Annotated in this window: 15 protein-coding genes; 14 read left to right on the forward strand and 1 reads right to left on the reverse strand. The window is 48.6% G+C overall.

Annotated elements, in window-relative coordinates; translation table 11 throughout:
• The 14 genes from GJJ30_RS29850 to GJJ30_RS29915 all read left to right on the forward strand — a co-directional run bounded on the left by GJJ30_RS29850 (window position 1) and on the right by GJJ30_RS29915 (window position 17,485).
• Window positions 1-1,359: a hypothetical protein gene (locus GJJ30_RS29850; protein WP_154178900.1), complete on the forward strand. Its 1,359-nt coding sequence runs from the start codon at window positions 1-3 to the stop codon at window positions 1,357-1,359.
• A gap of 21 nt (window positions 1,360-1,380) precedes the next feature.
• Complete coding sequence (locus tag GJJ30_RS29855) at window positions 1,381-2,157, forward strand: glycosyltransferase family 2 protein (RefSeq protein WP_154178901.1); 777 nt, start codon at window positions 1,381-1,383, stop codon at window positions 2,155-2,157.
• A 39-nt stretch (window positions 2,158-2,196) separates the two neighbouring features.
• Window positions 2,197-2,742 carry a serine O-acetyltransferase gene (locus tag GJJ30_RS29860; protein WP_154178902.1) on the forward strand — a complete coding sequence of 182 codons (546 nt, stop codon included), beginning with the start codon at window positions 2,197-2,199 and terminating at the stop codon, window positions 2,740-2,742.
• A 45-nt stretch (window positions 2,743-2,787) separates the two neighbouring features.
• The gene (locus GJJ30_RS29865) at window positions 2,788-3,828 is read left to right on the forward strand and encodes a glycosyltransferase (RefSeq protein WP_154178903.1); all 1,041 of its coding nucleotides are present in this window, start codon (window positions 2,788-2,790) and stop codon (window positions 3,826-3,828) included.
• Window positions 3,815-4,939, forward strand: coding sequence for a glycosyltransferase family 4 protein (locus tag GJJ30_RS29870; protein ID WP_154178904.1), 1,125 nt, complete (start codon window positions 3,815-3,817; stop codon window positions 4,937-4,939). Before GJJ30_RS29865 ends, GJJ30_RS29870 begins: the two co-directional genes overlap by 14 nt.
• A 1-nt stretch (window position 4,940) precedes the next feature.
• Entirely contained in the window at window positions 4,941-6,089 is a 1,149-nt protein-coding gene (locus GJJ30_RS29875; protein WP_154178905.1) for an acyltransferase family protein, read from the forward strand.
• A gap of 24 nt (window positions 6,090-6,113) precedes the next feature.
• Window positions 6,114-7,490, forward strand: coding sequence for an MBOAT family O-acyltransferase (locus GJJ30_RS29880; protein ID WP_154178906.1), 1,377 nt, complete (start codon window positions 6,114-6,116; stop codon window positions 7,488-7,490).
• Between the two features lie 6 nt (window positions 7,491-7,496).
• A complete protein-coding gene (locus tag GJJ30_RS29885; protein WP_154178907.1) occupies window positions 7,497-8,441 on the forward strand; it encodes a hypothetical protein in 945 nt (314 codons plus the stop codon).
• A gap of 435 nt (window positions 8,442-8,876) precedes the next feature.
• Window positions 8,877-10,217: a capsule assembly Wzi family protein gene (locus GJJ30_RS29890; protein ID WP_170299305.1), complete on the forward strand. Its 1,341-nt coding sequence runs from the start codon at window positions 8,877-8,879 to the stop codon at window positions 10,215-10,217.
• Window positions 10,218-10,286: 69 nt separating this feature from the next.
• Window positions 10,287-12,245 carry an alginate lyase family protein gene (locus tag GJJ30_RS29895; RefSeq protein WP_154178909.1) on the forward strand — a complete coding sequence of 653 codons (1,959 nt, stop codon included), beginning with the start codon at window positions 10,287-10,289 and terminating at the stop codon, window positions 12,243-12,245.
• Window positions 12,246-12,258: 13 nt separating this feature from the next.
• Window positions 12,259-13,611, forward strand: a complete 1,353-nt coding sequence (locus GJJ30_RS29900; protein WP_154178910.1) for a nucleotide sugar dehydrogenase — start codon at window positions 12,259-12,261, stop codon at window positions 13,609-13,611.
• A 12-nt stretch (window positions 13,612-13,623) separates the two neighbouring features.
• The gene (locus GJJ30_RS29905) at window positions 13,624-14,907 is read left to right on the forward strand and encodes a glycosyltransferase family 4 protein (protein WP_154178911.1); all 1,284 of its coding nucleotides are present in this window, start codon (window positions 13,624-13,626) and stop codon (window positions 14,905-14,907) included.
• Window positions 14,908-14,912: 5 nt separating this feature from the next.
• Window positions 14,913-16,766, forward strand: a complete 1,854-nt coding sequence (gene asnB / locus GJJ30_RS29910; protein ID WP_154178912.1) for an asparagine synthase (glutamine-hydrolyzing) — start codon at window positions 14,913-14,915, stop codon at window positions 16,764-16,766.
• Window positions 16,767-16,825: 59 nt separating this feature from the next.
• Window positions 16,826-17,485 (forward strand): sugar transferase, encoded by a 660-nt coding sequence (locus GJJ30_RS29915; RefSeq protein WP_154178913.1) that lies wholly within the window; start codon window positions 16,826-16,828, stop codon window positions 17,483-17,485.
• A 50-nt stretch (window positions 17,486-17,535) separates the two neighbouring features.
• Here GJJ30_RS29915 and GJJ30_RS29920 read toward each other — a convergent pair whose 3' ends face one another.
• Window positions 17,536-17,694, reverse strand: coding sequence for a hypothetical protein (locus GJJ30_RS29920; RefSeq protein WP_154178914.1), 159 nt, complete (start codon window positions 17,692-17,694; stop codon window positions 17,536-17,538).
• Between the last annotated feature and the right edge of the window lie 479 nt (window positions 17,695-18,173).

Here is an 18,173-nt window from a genome sequence, read left to right on the forward strand (position 1 = left end):
ATGATTGCTCTTATACTATTGATTATTGGCATTTTCTTATATCTCAGGGGAAGGTACTACTTCTCCCTGATGATATTTCTATTTTTTGTCAGCAGCGGTTTTCAAATAGTACCTTCCAGCATTTTATTGATTGGTTTACCAGGAGCAATAAAATTATCCGATTTTGCACTTTTATATGTAATCGTTCTTTCTCTGTGTTATTTTACCACCATTGTCGAGTATTCAAAAGAAGTAAATATTTACAGGCCAGTATTAACTTTCTTATTTTTCCTTCTTGCCGAAGCTCTTTACAGTTACATCGTTCTTGACTATAGCCTCAGCATTATCATCCGTTCTGCCAGAAACTATTTATTTGTTTTCTCATTTTTCATTTTCCTGTTTGCTCCTGCCAGTGCGCTTCGTCAGGTATTTAAAACGTTGATGATCATCACGCTTTTGCAATGTATCGTCTACTTGATTCAAATACCGCTAAACCAATCTTTTCTGACCATTGGGTTAACAGGAGGGGAAAACTTCACTTCTACCTTGAATGGTGATCAGTACGTCCGGTATTACAATACACCAATCTTATTGAATATTGCTCTTTTTTATTTCATTTTTATTCAGAATTACGACACGTTAGCCTACAAGTTTGCGATCCTTTCTTTAATTGCCCTTACCGTTCTTGCCCCCATGCACCGCTCTTTGATGCTGGTCAACGGAATTGTTATTCTTTACGGTTTTATTCTGCTCGGAAAAATTCAACTGAAAGACCTTGGCTACTTAGCCGGGGTATTTATTATTGGAATTATCGTTGCTTCCAATACAATGGTTGGAGAGCGGATGGCCAGCGCAATAGATGATTTTAAAGAAGTTCAGAAGGCTTCGACAATTGATAAATTACAAACGGAACAAAACACATTTGCTTACCGGATTGCCTTGTTTTACGAACGTTTTGAGTATGTCGTACGAACCCCCGAAAGCTGGCTTTTTGGATTAGGTTTACTCACCGAAGATGCGCCACAGGCCAAAAAACTCAATTTTACGGTTGGTCTGAAAAATGAATGGGATGAAATAACGCAGATCGACACCGGCGATAATCTCTGGCCACTTTTATTACTCAGGCACGGGATTTTAGGTACGATATTTTACGCACTTGCTTTCTGGAGAATTGGCCATTATCTTTTTAAAAGCCGACTTTTTCCGCTTGCACTCGTCGGGTTTTTATTCATCGCCCAGCAGTTTTTACTTTCGTTTACCAACACGGAAATGTTTTCGCATTGGTATTACGTTGTCGCCATGTTTTTTCTGGCTATTGCGGTTCTGGAGAATCACACGTATGAAAATCAGCTCGCTTTGAGTAATTCCAATTTGCAATGACTGGGTTTTAGTTCAGATATTATGGGAACACCTTTACTTCCAAAAGTCACCATCGTTACGCCATCTTATAACCAGGGGCAGTTTATCGAAGCTACGATATGTTCGGTATTAAATCAGACATATCCCAACATCGAATACATTGTTGTGGATGGCGGTTCTACGGATCAAACCGCTGAGGTAATTCGTATATACCAGAATCGGATCAATCGGGTAATCTGCGAAAAAGATCGCGGCCAATCGGACGCTATCAACAAAGGTTTCCGGCTCGCTTCCGGCGATCTGGTTGGGTGGATAAATTCGGATGATGTGCTTTATCCGGGTTGCATTTCCCGCATTGTTGAGTTGTATAACCAGCATCAGGACGGCTCGATTTACTACAGTAACGTCCTCGATTTTATTAATGAGCAAGGCGAAAAAATCGACCTTTTCCGCGTAAATATTCCGAACAGACAACACTTACTCAATAAAAATTACAACGTTATTCAGCCGGGTTCTTTTTATCCGACCCGGTTAATACGTCGGGTTGGGTTCGTTAATGAAACGATTCATTACTGCATGGATCTGGATTTATGGTTGCGTCTTTTGGAGCATGGCCCTATTTATACACTTAACCAGGAATCCATTGCGGGTTGCCGCCGTTGGGGAGCAACAAAAACCAGCACCGGAGGTCGTAAGTTCCTGCACGATATTCGCCGGGTTTTGCAGCATTACGGTGCTACCCCCTTTGCCCAAAACCACTTGCGAATTCAGTATTATCTCTTTAAGCATCTCATGAAAGAAAAGCTTTCAATGGCCTGATTCCGGCTTTTTGAAATGGCTCTCAATTTATAGAATGTCATGGATTACTTAATTAAAAGCGATTTATATCGCTACGCTGGCAATACGGATCTGATGTCATTTATTCGGTGTCTGCGGATACCCGGTTTTCGGTATACTTACTTTTTACGGAAGGTGGCCATTTACAGCAAATTCACGATACCGGGTTTTATTTATCGTTTGTTTTATTACCGCTACACCTACAAATACGGTTTTCAGATTCCGCGTGAAACCACCATCGGGCGAGGATTTCAAATCAGCCATTTCGGTTGCATTGTGATTAACAGCAAATCAAAAATTGGGGATAACTGCTATGTGTCGCACAATGTAACGATTGGGCAAACGAATCGGGGTAAATTAAAGGGCTACCCCACACTGGGCGATAAAGTCTGGGTTGGCGCGGGCGCCGTCATTGTTGGAGGAGTCACCATCGGCAGCAACGTCCTGATTGCCCCCAACGCCTACGTGAATTTTGACGTTCCCAGCAACTGCATTGTTATGGGCAATCCGGGACGGATTATTCCGAACGATAACGCGACGCAGGAATACATCGTGAATACCGTATAACGACCGAAGATTTTTGACCCGATCGTCTTTAAAAAGATAGCAACCGTGAAAATCGTACACCTCAACTTTAGTCTGGAATTTGGCGGCACCGAAACCATGCTGGTTGATATTGTCAACGAACAATGTCAGCATGCGGAGATTTACCTGATCATTTTGAATGACGTATATAATATATCGTTAGTCGAAAAAATCGACTCCCGGGTTCACCTGATCCGAATTGGTCGTCCGGCTGGTAGCCGCAATCCTTATTACCTGCTCAAGCTGAATTACGTTATTCGGCGACTAAAACCGTCCTGTATTCATTGCCACAACGAATTGCTGGGGCGTCTGCTTTTCCGTTTGCCCAATAATTACCTGACCGTGCACGATACCCGCGTGCCGACGGCCAATTTTGGCGGTTTTTCCAAGCTTTTTGCCATTTCACGAAGCGTTCAGCAGGATATCAAACAACGAACGGGGCTGGATTCGGCCCTGGTTTACAACGGAATACCCGTCCGCTCGATCCGTTCCAAAGAGGGTAATGATCCAACAATCCCGTTCCGCGTCGTTCAGATCAGCCGATTGATCCACGAGAAAAAAGGCCAGCATGTTCTCTTACAGGCCGTTAGCCAGTTGATTCATTCGCCGGAAGCGCCGAACATTCAGGTTGATTTGATCGGCACTGGTCAGTCGCTCGCCGAACTCACCGGTTTGGTAGCCGACTTGAAACTGGAAAAGCACGTTGCGTTTCTGGGTCCGCGCGACCGTTCCTACGTCCACGAACACCTGCGCGAATATCACCTGCTGGTGCAACCTTCGTTCTTCGAGGGTTTTGGATTAACCGTCGCCGAAGCTATGGCGGCTGGCGTTCCGGTGCTGGTTTCGGACATCGAGGGGCCGCTGGAATTAACCAATCGGGATGAATTCGGCTCCGTTTTTTCGGTCGGCGATGTGAGTGATTGCGCGAAACGGATTCGGGAAATCATCGAAAATTACGCGACAAGCGCTTTCCAGGAAAAAATTACCAACGCCAGGAGCCGGGTTCGGGAACGTTTCGACGTCCGGCGAACGGCCCACGAATATTTGACTGCTTATGAAATTAACTGATACAGTGATGAGCGTGAAAACCTATTTAATTCCGCGGTCGATCGCCGAACGGGTGCTGGTCGTTGGGCCGCAGCACCAGAATTACCAGGGCGGAATTGGCTACCTGATCCATATCTATTCGCAGTATTTTGAGGCATTCAAGTTTGTCACAACCCACAAGCTAGTGCGCAGCAAAACCGCCCTGATTCTGTATTTTCTGCGGCAATATTCCGAGTTTGTCGGCAAGCTGAGCAAAGACTCCAAAATCCGGATTGTCCATATTCACGGCTCTTCCTACGGTAGTTTTTACCGGAAACTGGTGCTGTTTCTCACCAGCAAATACCTGTTTGGTCAGAAGGTAATTTACCACATGAACGGTTCGGAGTTTGCTACTTTTTACCAGGAAAGCAACCCGGTTCGCCGGAAACTGATCCGGTTTATGGTAGAGAATGTGGATGTCGTTCTGTGTCTGTCGAAGTCCTGGGAACGGTTTTTCAAGCAGAATTTTCACGCAAAACGCGTTGAAATCCTGTATAATATCGTCGATCACCGGCATGTTCCGAAGAAAGTCTGGCAGAAAAAACCGGGTGAAGTCCTGAAGGTCCTTTTTCTGGGCGCCATCGGCCCCCGGAAAGGGGTTTTTGATCTGCTGGACGTGATTTCCCAAAACCGTTCCCTCTTTCAGGGGCAACTTCAGCTGATTATCGGTGGCAACGGCGAAACCGAGCAATTGGAAAACTACATACGGGAGCATCAGCTGGAGCAAATCGTGGCTTTCGAAGGCTGGGTGGTCGGTCAGCATAAAGCGCGATTACTCACGGATTGTCACCTTTTTGTCCTTCCCTCCTACAGCGAAGGCGTGCCATTTGCCATTCTGGAAGCCATGAGTTACGGCCTTCCGATTTTATCGACTCCGGTTGGCGGCACGGCCGAAGTGGTTCGGGAAGGCGAAAACGGTTTTCTGGTTCAACCGGGCGACAAAGCCGCCCTGTTTCATTACCTCAAAAAATTTCTGAACGAACCCGCGCTCCTGGAACGAATGGGGCGCGAATCCGGTCGCATTTGCCGAAGCTACCGGCCCGAAACCGTTCTTCCTCAGCTACTTCGCATTTACGAATCTATTCTAAATTGACATGTCGACTTCAAACAACCTAAGCAAAACCGCATCTTCTTACCTGCTTCCGTTGGATGGAGTCCGGACGGTTGCGCTCCTGATGGTGGTGGCAAGCCATTTTGGCCTGGGCCACATCATTCCGGGCGGGGTTGGGCTTAATTCCTTCTTTTTCATCAGCGGTTTTTTGATTACCCGGCTTTTGATTGCCGAACATAACCGAACGGGTACCATCAACCTGAAAAACTTTTACATCCGGCGGTTTTTGCGGCTTTATCCGGCGCTTCTGTTCATGCTCCTGGTGTCGGTGGTCTTCATCTGGGCCATTGGCTGCACCATTCACCCGCAGGAAATCCTGTCGAGTTTGTTCTATTACCGCAATTATTTCATGATTTACATGCGGCCCATCCAGAATCTGGACTGTACGCTCCTGCTCGATATCCAGTGGTCGCTGGCAATTGAAGAGCATTTTTACATTGTTTTCCCGCTTTTGTTTGTGTTGCTTTTCCGGTTTCGTACCCTTTTTCTCATTGTCCTGACCGGGGGAATCGTCGGAATACTGGCCTGGCGTCTGTACCTGATGATGACCTACGGTCCTACCGAACTCACTATCTACACCATTTATCACCTCACGGAAACCCGGGCCGATGCCATCATGTATGGCTGCCTGGTTGGGCTGCTGGTCCACGGACCGGCAGCCTCTACGTTCATCCGGAAGGTGAATCATCCGGTGAGCATCACGATTGCTATTGCGCTCATGATCATCAGTTTAGTGTATCGCGACCAGGCTTTTCGGGAAACGTTCCGGTATTCGTTCCAGGGAATTGGTTTTTCCATTCTAATCCCGGTTCTGCTCTACAATCCGCACCTGGACCGACTCCGGCAGTTGAGCAGCACGCCCTGGTTGCTGACCGTCGCCCAGTTGAGTTATTCGATTTATTTATTTCACTGGATCGGTATCAGCATTGCGCGCTACATTACCGGTTCCGAACAGATTACGTTTCAATACCTGATGATCGCTATTCCTTCCGGCCTGACACTGAGCCTGATAAGCTATTACGGTATTGAAAAACGCATCCTGAAATTCCGGAAACAGTACGGTGCCAATCTGAAACCGGATACCGCCACTACTCCGCAACCAACTTTAAACTCACAGCCGATCAGTGGATAACATCGACTTCATCAACAATACGCTATGCTGTTCAATTCGATTCAATTTCTGATCTTTTTCCCCGTCGTAACAACGCTCTATTTTGCGTTGCCGCAGCGGTTTCGCTGGGTATTGTTGCTGGTGGCCAGTTGCTACTTCTACATGGCTTTTATTCCGGTCTACATCCTGATCCTGCTTTTTACCATTCTGATCGATTATTTCGCCGGTATTCTGATCGAACAAAGTGTCGGAAAACGCCGGAAGCAACTGCTGGCCGTCAGCATTGTGGCCAACGTGGGCGTCTTGGCGGTCTTTAAATATTACAATTTTTTTATTGGCGACATCAATGCCGTACTGGGGCTTACGGGCGCGAGTCAACTGTCTTACTGGAATCTCATTTTACCGATTGGCCTGTCGTTTCACACCTTCCAGGCCATGAGTTACACCATCGAAGTTTACCGTGGCAACTACCCCGCCGAGCGGCATTTAGGGTATTACGCCCTCTATGTTCTGTATTATCCGCAACTGGTGGCCGGCCCCATCGAGCGTCCGCAGAACGTGATTCATCAATTTAAGACTAAGCATGAATTTGATTACCAGCGGGTTGTCGACGGGCTAAAATTGATGGCGTACGGTTTTTTCAAAAAAATTGTGATTGCCGACAACCTGGCGGCTTACGTCGATTCGTACTACGCGGGCATTCACACCGGAGCCGGACTGGAAATTAATTCGCTGGTGGCGGTTGCGCTTTTCCCGATTCAGATCTATTGTGATTTTTCGGGCTACTCCGATATTGCGTTGGGCGCGTCCCGGGTAATGGGAATTGAATTGATGAAAAATTTCAATTTTCCCCTCTTCTCGCATTCCGTCACCGAGTACTGGCGACGCTGGCACCTTTCCCTTTCCACCTGGTTCCGGGATTATCTCTACTTCTCGCTGGGCGGTAATAAAAAACACCGGTACCGGAACGTGATGATTGTCTTCCTGACCTCCGGTTTGTGGCATGGTGCCAACTGGACATACGTGATCTGGGGAGCCATTCACGGTTGTTTCCAGATTCTGGAAGACCTCCTCAATCTCCGCCAAAACAAAGGGTTCATCCCATTTTTAGGCACCACGATCGTGATCAGCCTGGCTTTTATCTTTTTCCGCTCAACGGATCTCAGCATGGCTTTTCAAGTGTTTGCCAACATGGTTTCCCCCCATTTCGACTGGCACAACCCGCTCCTTTCCAAAAAGATCATGCTGGTTACGGCCCTGTTTCTGGCGGGTGAATATTGGCTCAGCCAGCGCGACTATCTACCGGCCCTGAACGGACTTCGCAAACCGCTTCGGTACGGCCTGTACTACGCCCTCATTTTGGCGGTAATTTTTCTGGGAAGGTTCGGAACCGGCAATCAGTTTATCTATTTTCAATTCTAACAAACGATGAAACGATTTATTGGCAAGCTCGTTTTCCATGGCGCAATCTGTCTGATAATTACCGTTTTTTTAGTATACGGTGGCTACATCAGAGAAACCGGCACCAAGGTCCCTGACTTCAGTGAAATACCAACTAATTTCATCTCGAATTCGGTCTGTTTTAATTCAAAACTGGATCATCTTAAATCCAATGCTGAATTAAAAAATACAAATTGCATTATACTGGGTTCTTCTATTTCACTGAACAATGTAGATGCAGAATTATTAAGTCAAAAAAACCGCCTGTCAACTTACAATTTATCTTCCTGGGGGTTGAAACCGTATCAGGCATTTCAGTTTTTGAAAAGCATGGAAGATAAAATTTCACCAAGTTATTTAATTGTAACCTTCAATAATGCCGACTTTGGGCGCGACGACAAAGAGATAAAATACAGTACGATCTATAATTATTTGTTCAACAACTCATTGCTAACCCGGATCGAGAGTTTTATGGCGCATTTCAACATCCGGGATTTCATGTCCGACTGGGCCATGCGGTCGAATTTTGCAAAACGCGATAATGTCTACCAATCCCTCCGTTTCGACTCCCACGGCAGTATTCTGCTGAATTCAAATAATTTCCAGTATTCACCTGGTATTCAACCACTAACATATCGGGACACAACCGGTTACCTGGCTTTCCAGACCGGTATAGACTCCATTGCCAGCTTTTGTAAAAAACGGCAGATCAGGCTATTGCTGGTCCATAGTCCCTGGAAACGTGATGTGCTCTCACCCGAAAAAAACAGTCAGATTCATTCGATTAGTACCCGAATGAAAAACCGCTATAGAAATTCTTTTCTGGACTTATCAAACCTCTCTATTTCTGATCACCTCTACGTTGATGGCGGGCACCTTTACAAAAAAGGGGCGGCAATCGTTACAAGCGAAATAAGTCATCACATTAATTAAGCGTGAGTTATTTTATATAAAAAAACGAAGTAGACAGGTGATAAAATTCTAATTATTTTAAATAAAAAATACAATTTCAGCTATGAATAAATATTTATCAATAAAAATTACAGTTCCATAGTATGGTATAATATTTGTTTACGCATAACCAAATACACCACCGTAATTTTGACTTGAGCGTTTTTAATTCCTTTTATTAATCCTCTGTCTTACCATTCACACATTGTAAATTAAAGCGATATGAAGTTAAACTTTACATTGCTATCAGTATGTCTTATTTGTCTGATAACTCCGGGTTTTTCTCAACGAAACGCCAGTACTGTTGGTAAACCACTCACCTATTATGCGGAGCTTGGTGCCCTGGTAAGCGATAGCAAACAGACGCCTTTCTGGCTCCGGGCCAACCAGAATGGCATAGTCCCGAACGTGAATCCAATGGGTACGATACGGCTGGGAATTTCCGCCGACTACGCCCGCCCGGTTTTCAAAGATGGCCGTACCCGATCGAAACTTTTTGACTGGGGCTATGGCCTGGATGTGGTCGAAAACAACGGCAAAACCAGCCAGTTTCTGCTTCCCGAAGCGTACGTAAAAGGCCGCTTCAGCTTTATCGAATTATACGCGGGACGCCGACGCGGGTTGGTCGGCCTGGTTGATTCCAACCTGACTTCGGGGGCCTACAGCTGGTCGGGAAATGCGCTGCCGCTGCCGACCGTTCAGATCGGTACGCCGGGCTACGTCTCCCTCGGTTTTCTTAAAAACATGATTTCGTTCCGGAGCTTTTACAACCACGGCTGGTTTGAAAACAGCGATAAAAAAATCACCCATTCCTATCTCCATCAGAAGGTTCTGTACGTTCGGCTCGGCAAACCGTCCTGGAAAGTGAAGCTCTACGGCGGTTTTAACCACCAGGTTCAATGGGGCGGAGTTGCCAACAATGTTGACAATGGTTTGACGAAAAACGGCGTTTTGCCGCAAAGCTGGCAGAGTTACCTCTTTATGGTAACCGGTTACCGGCATCCCAATAAAAAAGACACAACGCTCTCGGGTTTCGAAAACAACCGGATTGGGAACCACCTGGGCTCGATTGACATGGGAATGACCATCGATCTGGGTGATTTCAACCTGTACGGATACCGCCAGAATCTGTACGACGATGGCTCGCTGTTCCGGATGACCAACATCCGCGACGGATTGAACGGGGTTCGTTTGCAGAATAACCGCGTGACGACGAATACGTTTTCGATTCGGGAATTTCTGGTCGAGTACCTGTACACCAAAAGCCAGGGCGGGGCGGTGGTGGGCGTCGTGCCCGGTTTACTCGGAAAGGATAATTATTTCAATAACTCCCAGTACGTCGATGGCTGGATCTATAAAAACCGCGCCATTGGAACGCCCTTCCTGACGCCCGGCACCGAAGTCCGGCCCGGTTTGCCAACCGGCGCCATTGCCAACAACCGGGTTTCAATGCTGCACGTCGGTATTTCGGGTCGGTTGGCCAACGTGCAGTGGACGACGAAGGTATCGTACAGCGACAACTTCGGAACGTACGACGCGCCTTTCCCGGATCATACCACCCAATTATCGGCCCTCCTGAATGTGTCGGCCCCGATCAAACTGCCGGGGATCGGACCGATGAGCCTGAACACCTCGCTGGCTCTTGACCGGGGGCATCTGTTCACCAACTCAACGGGGGTATACGTCGGCCTGCGGAAATCCTTCTCAAGCCCGGTTCGTACCGTAGCGGCTCTGGAGCCCAAAAAACAAACTAAGTAATCAACGAAAAAGCAAACAGACCGAACGTCTGGAACGGCCCGGCTTTGATTGGGAGTGAAGTACTACGCTATGAAAATCGATAATCACTACAGCTGGTTCTATTACCGAATGCGGACAATGTCGGTGCCGGAGGTTCTGTTTCGGGTGCAACAGTATGCGCAGAAACAGGTCGATAAGCAGCGCACCGGCTGGCAAACCTCCGCCAGTGTCGCGTCGTTACCGAAAGCCCTTTTTCCGGTCGCATCGGTCAGCGTACCGAACTGGTGTATGATTCAGAACATTTTTGAACACCGGCTCGACTTCAGTCAGCCCATCGACTGGCACCTCGATCTGGAAAGCCGGAAGCGGTTTCCGTTGACGTACTCCAAAACCATCGACATCCGGACGGGCGAGTTTGGCAGCGCCAAATACGTCTGGGAAGTAAACCGCCTGCTTTTTTTGCCCACGCTGGCCCTGCAGTACCGCGCTACCCGGAACCCCGATTACCTCCACCGGTTTGTCGCGATTGTTCAGTCGTGGGTAACTGAAAATCCGTACCTGCAGGGTGTCAACTGGTACAGCAATATTGAAGTCAACATTCGGTTGCTCAACTGGTTTGTCTGCTGGAACATTCTGGATGCGTCGGCGCTGGCCGAAACCGATTCCGCCTTCCGCCAGTTCGTCTTTTCGACCTGGTTACCAACTGTTTACCAGCATTGCGTCTATAGCCACGCGAACCCGTCGTATCACTCTTCGGCAAACAATCACCTGATTGCCGAGTATGCGGGGCTTTTCGTGGCCAGTTCGTTCTGGAAATTTCCGGAATCGGCCGGCTGGAACCAATACGCCAGAGCCGGACTCGAATGTGAAATTCAGCAGCAACATAGCGCCCTGGGAGTCAACCGGGAAGAGTCATCTGAATACATTCAGTTTGTGACGGATTTTTTCCTGATTGCCTACGTGACCGCCCTGAAAACGGAGCAGCCATTTTCGGCCGCTTTCAGCCGCCAGTTGCAGAGTATTTTCTCGTACATCGCTCATCTGCTGGACCAGAACGGAAATATCCCGCAGTATGGTGATGACGATAACGGCCGGGTGCTGTTTCTGGAAGATCGAAAACCGTTCAACAATTTCCGCTCGCTGCTCACCTCGGCGGCCGTTCTGTTCGAAGTGCCGCTTTACAAGCAGCATTCGCAGGGGTATGATTTGAAGAATCAGATTTTTTTCGGCGCCGAAGGCCGACAACGATTCGATGCCATCCGCCCGATCCGGGTGAATCTGGAAAGTCGTTTTTTTGCGAAAGAGGGCCACTTTATCCTGCGTAAAAAAGAATCGTCCGGCAACGAGATTTACCTGCATTTCGACGCTGCTCCCCTGGGCTATTTGTCCATTGCGGCACACGGTCACGCCGACGCGCTATCGTTCATCATGCACCTCGACGGACATCCTTTCTTTGTCGATTCAGGAACATATACCTACCACACCGATTCAGCCTGGCGTCGGTATTTTGTCAGCACGCGGGCGCACAATACCGTCTGCATCGACGGCCAGAATCAGGCGTTTCAGGCCGGGGATCTGCTCTGGCTGGAACATTACCAGACGGTTGTCAAAAAAGCTCAGAACACGCAGGATGTCGATGAAGTTGTCGCCACCCATACCGGCTACGAGCGGCTGGGGTGCGAACACGAAAGAGGCATCCGGTTTCTGAAAAAACAGGAACAGATCATCATCACCGACCAACTCACTAACCGGCAGCGAAAAAACCGCCTGGTCGAAGTGCTGTTCCATCTGTCGCCCGCGATTCAGATTGTCAAAGTGAGTTTAAACCAGTTCCACCTCACCCACCCTGCCCTCAAGCGCTCGGTTTTGCTCACGATCGATCCGGCCCTGCAGGTCAGCGAGGTGCGCGGGCAAACAGAGCCGGTCAAGCTCGGCTGGTATTCCAGCCGGTTTTATCACAAAGAGCCCACGACGACGATTAGTGGTCGCTTAACGCTGGCGGGAAAAACCGCCATTAACCTGCATCATCAACTATGTATTCAATCTTAAATCTACCAATACTATGAATATCAGCATTTTCGGCTTGGGGTATGTGGGCTGCGTCAGTTTGGGCTGTCTGGCGAAAAATGGGCACACGGTAGTGGGTGTAGACATCAATACGACCAAGGTCAATCAGATTAACAGCGGCCGGGCGACCATCGTCGAAAAAGACATTGACACCATTATTGCCGAACAATTTGAGCAGGGACGCATTCGGGCGAGTTCGAGTTATTACATGGCCGTGATGGAAACCGATCTGTCCATCATTGCCGTCGGAACGCCGTCGACCGAAAAAGGTCACCTGAACCTAAGCTACCTTTTCAGCCTGGCCGACCGGATCGGCAATGTGCTGCAGGAAAAAGATTCGTTCCACGTACTGGCCATCCGTTCGACGGTGATGCCGGGCACCTGCGAACAGATTGCCGCCCGCATTGAGTCTAAAACCGGTAAAGTCCGGAACGTCGATTTTGCCGTGGTCAGTAATCCCGAATTTCTGCGGGAAGGTACCGCCGTCCACGACTACTACAATCCGCCATTGACTATCATCGGCACCGAGTCGGAAAAAGCCGAAGCCATTCTCCGAAGCATTTACGAAGAATTACCGGGCCAGATCGTGGTGACATCCACCAAAACGGCGGAGATCATGAAGTTCGTGAACAACACGTTTCACGCCATGAAAATCTCGTTCGCCAACGAAGTGGGCAATATTTGCTCGTCGCTGAGCATTGATTCGCATCAGGTTATGAATATTCTCTGCCAGGATACGCAGCTGAACATTTCGGATTATTACCTGAAACCGGGTTTTGCCTACGGCGGTTCGTGTTTACCCAAAGACCTGAAGGGGCTTCAGATGCTCGCGCACGACCTGTACCTGCAGGTGCCGCTGATCAACAGCATCAACCAGACTAACGAAATCCAGAAACAACGGGCCATTGCCCTGCTGATGAAATACAGCCACCGCAAGATCGGTTTTCTGGGCATCGGTTTTAAAGCCGGTACGGACGATCTCCGCAACAGCCCGGCGGTCGAGCTGGTGGAGTCGCTGATGGGCCGCGGATTTGCGGTAAAAGTCTACGACCGGAATATTCAGATTTCCAAATTAACCGGCGCCAACAAGGAGTTTATCGACCAGCGGATTCCGCACCTGGCCCAGTGCATGGCCGAGGAAGGGCGCGAATTGCTCGACTGGAGCGATGTGCTGGTCATCTGTACTAAGGAAAATGAGTTTACGACGCTTATGAGTAGTGCGTATGGCAAAACCGTCATCGACCTGGTCAACCTGCCTTTCGACAATCATTCCAGCAATCAGTATTTCGGAATCAACTGGTCGTCAGGCGCGGAAGCGTCCCGGGCGCCGGTGCTGTCCTACAGCTAACGAACCGTTCGCATGAAAACGAAGTCACCAAATTTCGTCGGCAAACACATTTTGATGATCGTTGAAAACCTCGCCGTTCCGTTCGACAGCCGGGTTTGGCAGGAAGCCACGGCCTTGCGGCAGAGTGGCGCGGAGGTGAGCATCATTTGCCCGACCATGAAGGGCTACACCAAACGCTACGAATGCCTGGAAGGAATTGAAATTTACCGGCATTCGCTGGCCACGGAAGGCGACGGCGCGCTGGGCTATCTCTTCGAATACGGATCGGCATTGTTCTGGTGGTTTTACCTGAGCCTGCGGATCTATTTCCGAAAACCGTTCCAAGTCATTCACGGCTGCAACCCGCCGGATCTGATTTTTATCGTTGCGCTGCCGTTCAAATTGTTCGGGGTCAAATACGTTTTCGATCACCACGACGCCAATCCGGAGCTGTTTATTGCCAAATTCGGCCGCAAAGGTTTTTTCTACCACCTGATGGTCTGGCTCGAACGGGCCACGTTCAGCGTCGCCGATTACAGCATAGCCACCAACCAGTCCTACCGGGAAATTGCCCTCAAACGGGGCGGCATGCGCCCGGAAAAAGTGGCCGTCGTCCGGAGCGGTCCCAACCTCGACCGAATGAAAATCCGGCCCGCCAACAAGGTTCACAAAAAAGGCCGGGCTTATCTCGTCGGCTATCTGGGAACGATCGGAGAACAGGAAGGGATCGATTTGCTGCTGGATGCCGCCAAACAGATTACCGCCGTCCGGCAGGATGTTCAATTCGCGATCATCGGCGCAGGTACCAGCCTGGAAGCCATGAAGGCGCTGTCGGTTCAGATGAATTTGCAGAACTACGTGACTTTCTACGGCCGACTGCCCGACGATCAGATGCTGGATATCCTGAATACCGCCGACGTCTGCGTCAATCCCGACCGGCCGACCGAGATGAATGACATATCCACGATGAACAAGATCATGGAATACATGGCCCTCAAAAAACCGATCGTACAATTCGACTTAAAGGAAGGGCGCTTCTCGGCTCAGGACGCTTCGCTGTATGCCGATCACACAAAACCGGATGATTTCGCGCAGAAAATCCTGGAATTGATCAACAGCAAACCCCTGCGGGTTCAGATGGGCGAATATGGCTACCACCAGGTTGTCAATCAGCTTTCGTGGACCTACGAACGTAAAAAACTACTGACTCTTTACCATAACGTGTTGGCTTTCAATCAGCGTCAATCTATGCTAGTCTCTGTACTCAAACTGTTTTCTCCGCCCTCGAGGGCCGGCAAGGCAGTCTCAAAAATGTAAGAATTATGTGCGGTATTCTGGGGGGTGTCAACATCTTCATCACTGAAAAACAGCTTGACATGATTAGCCATCGCGGGCCGGATGGGTATGGATTGGAAGAACTGCTGGTTCACAACAATCCGGTTTACTTAGGCCATCGGCGGTTGTCTATCGTTGATTTGAGTCCGGCGGGCGCGCAGCCGATGCGCTCGTCCTGTGGTCGGTATCATCTATTGTTTAATGGCGAAATCTACAATCATCAGGCGCTCAGGCAGGAATTAACCGATGTCGAGTTTCGGGGACATTCGGACACGGAGACGGTTTTGTATTACCTGATCCGGTTTGGCATGGAGGGCGTCAAAGCGTTTAACGGCATTTTTAGCATTGCTTTTCTGGATGTTTACGAAGGCAAAATCTGGCTCGTCCGCGACCGGTTTGGCGTAAAACCGCTGTATTATCACCAACGGGGTCGTCAGCTTATTTTTTCCTCCGAAATTCGGCCCATTGCCGACTCGGTGTCGCTTTCACTGAATCGGGAAGCGCTGGCGGTTTTGCTGCGGTTGCGCTACAATCCTTCGCCCGACACCTTATACAATGAAATCAATAAGTTGCGGCCGGGTCATATTGCCGAGTTCGATATTCGCAAAAGCACCTTCACGGTTTCGCCTTTCAATCAACGAAAACCCCGGCCCGCCTTGTCGATTTCGTTTGAAGAAGCCGTTGAGGAATACGGCCGATTGGTGGAAAATGCGATAAAAAACCAGTTGATGTCGGATGTAGAAGTTGGGGTTTTGCTGAGTGGCGGAATTGATTCGGCGATTGTCGCCCATTTTGCGGCTAAACATTATCCCCGAAAACTGAAGGCATTCACGGTCGGTTACCCGGGAAAAACCCCGCAAAACGAGATTGAGCAGTCGCAGTATACGGCCCGGCAACTCAACATCGAGCATTTTACGACCCTTTTGTCCGAAGATGATTTTCAGCGGAATGTATCGCGCACGGTCGGTATTATTGAAGAACCTTCTGCTACGACGTCCATCCTCCCGATGTTCCGCCTGTGCGGGATGGCCTCCCGCCATGTCAAAGTGGTGCTGACGGGCCAGGGGGCCGACGAACCGCTGGGCGGTTATTTCCGCTACCAGAACGAGCTGCTTTACGAGAAATTACCCCTGCCCAACCTGTTGTCGAAATGGCTGTCGAAGGTACCCGCGCTGACAAAACGGGAAGAAACCCGCCGGGCGCTGATGGCCTGGCGCGAGCCCGACATCGTTAAACGGTTCGACGAATCCTACGCCGTTTTCACCAACGAGGAAATCGAGCGGCTGACGGGCATCACCAAATCCCGGTCGCAGGACTACATCCGGTATTCGTACGATCTGATGCAGGGCAGTACGAATGTGCCGGTGGAAGCCATGATGCAAAACGACCTGATCATGAATCTGTCCGACGACCTGCTCAACTATACCGACAAGCTTTCCATGAATTTTGGCCTGGAAGCCCGGGTTCCGTTTCTGGACAACGATCTGGTCGATTTTCTGAGCCTCCTTCCCCGCGAATACAAACTGAGCCTGGGACGCACCAAGATCATCCATAAAGCATTTGCCCACTCGATTTTAAAAGACACGATCATCAATCGCCGGAAAAACGGCTTTGAATCACCTACCCAGAAATGGCTCAAAGGCGCATCCGGAAGTACATTTCGCGAATTGCTGGTAAAACCCCAAACCGCCTTCAGCCAGGTCATCAACACCAAGGCCGTTGATCAGCTTTTCGCGTATCACCAGCAGGGTGGCTACAGCCGTGAAAAGCAGCTCTTTACCCTATTGTCAATCTATTGTTGGATGGAAAAACAGTACTCATCAGCCATCACCACGGTATAAAGCAATCCGTGAATATTCCAAAAGCCATTCTATCATTCCGAATCAACCATTTGTCCACCATGCTGACCTATCACGATAGCGAAATCGGCGAACTATACCAGGAAGAATATGTTCCCGTTCAAACCGCCAACACCGTTGGTAAGAGAGTTTTTGATTTGATTGTTGCCAGCCTGGTTATTATACTGTTTCTTAGCTGGTTGCTCCCACTCTTTGGCTTGCTGATAAAATTATCTTCGCCCGGACCGATGTTTTACACGCAGGTGCGGACCGGACATAAAAACCGCCCGTTCCTTTGTTTCAAGTTACGGACAATGGTTGACAGCGATTCGAACGAATTCCAGCAGGCGGTTCCGAATGACCCCCGCATAACGCCCGTCGGCAAATGGATGAGGAAGCGAAATTTTGATGAACTGCCGCAGTTTTTCAACGTTCTCCGGGGCGAAATGAGCATTGTTGGACCCCGGCCACACGCCATCATGCACGACTCTGACTATTGGCTTCTGTTGCCCGACTACCACAAACGGTATTCGATTGTTCCGGGAATTACGGGGCTTGCGCAGGCTCGCGGTGCGCGGGGACTGACCGACAGTTGTTTAAAAATGCAGCACCGTTTGCGTTATGACCTCTTCTATATCAAAAAGAGATCGTTTCTCCTCGACGCTCGGATATTCTGGTGGACGCTTGTCGCGATGTGTAAAGGGGATAAAAATGCAGGGTAGCAATCTGAAAACGGCAAGTTGTCAGGCAGCTTTCCAAGTTGCCTGACTTCTCAGTCTTCACTCAGTTTGAAAATTTCGTAGGCTTCCAAATGATGTTCCTGCGCATACTGATCTGCCTTTTCTTCGGTTTCAAACCAGTGGAGCAAACCGGACACATCTCGCACAATCTCGGGACTATCGGTAGAAGGGTTTTTAATAATGATGTACATACTATAAAAATATTAATGTAACTAAGGGGTAGGGAAAGGAAGAAATATCACCATAAAATACTAATCGACCAGTATAAATGGACCTCCAAATATAGTGAATCACTGAAAAATTATACTCTAGATAAAATGAAAAGAACCATTTTACCAAATTAAATTTATAAAATGGTACGCACGTTGATGAAGCCGGTACGTTTCAAAATACAGAAATGTGAACTCCATTGGTCAGTAAAGACCAATGAAAATCCAATAACCTGCTTTTCGAGGTAGTTATTATAATAAGCTGGTGTAGAAAAATGAACGGGTCTGTAAAGCAGTGCACATCAAAACCGGTTATCCGGTTTTGATGTGCATTTTCAATATTAATAACGCAATTTAACTTTAATTAGAATCATTCCGAAATACCTGCACTTATTCCTTCTTCGGATTTTTGGGTTCTTCCTTTTTAAATATGTTATAATCCCTGAGTTTGTTTTCCACGG

Origin of the sequence: Larkinella terrae (assembly GCF_009668025.1) — a bacterium.
Taxonomy (GTDB): Bacteria; Bacteroidota; Bacteroidia; order Cytophagales; family Spirosomataceae; genus Larkinella; species Larkinella terrae.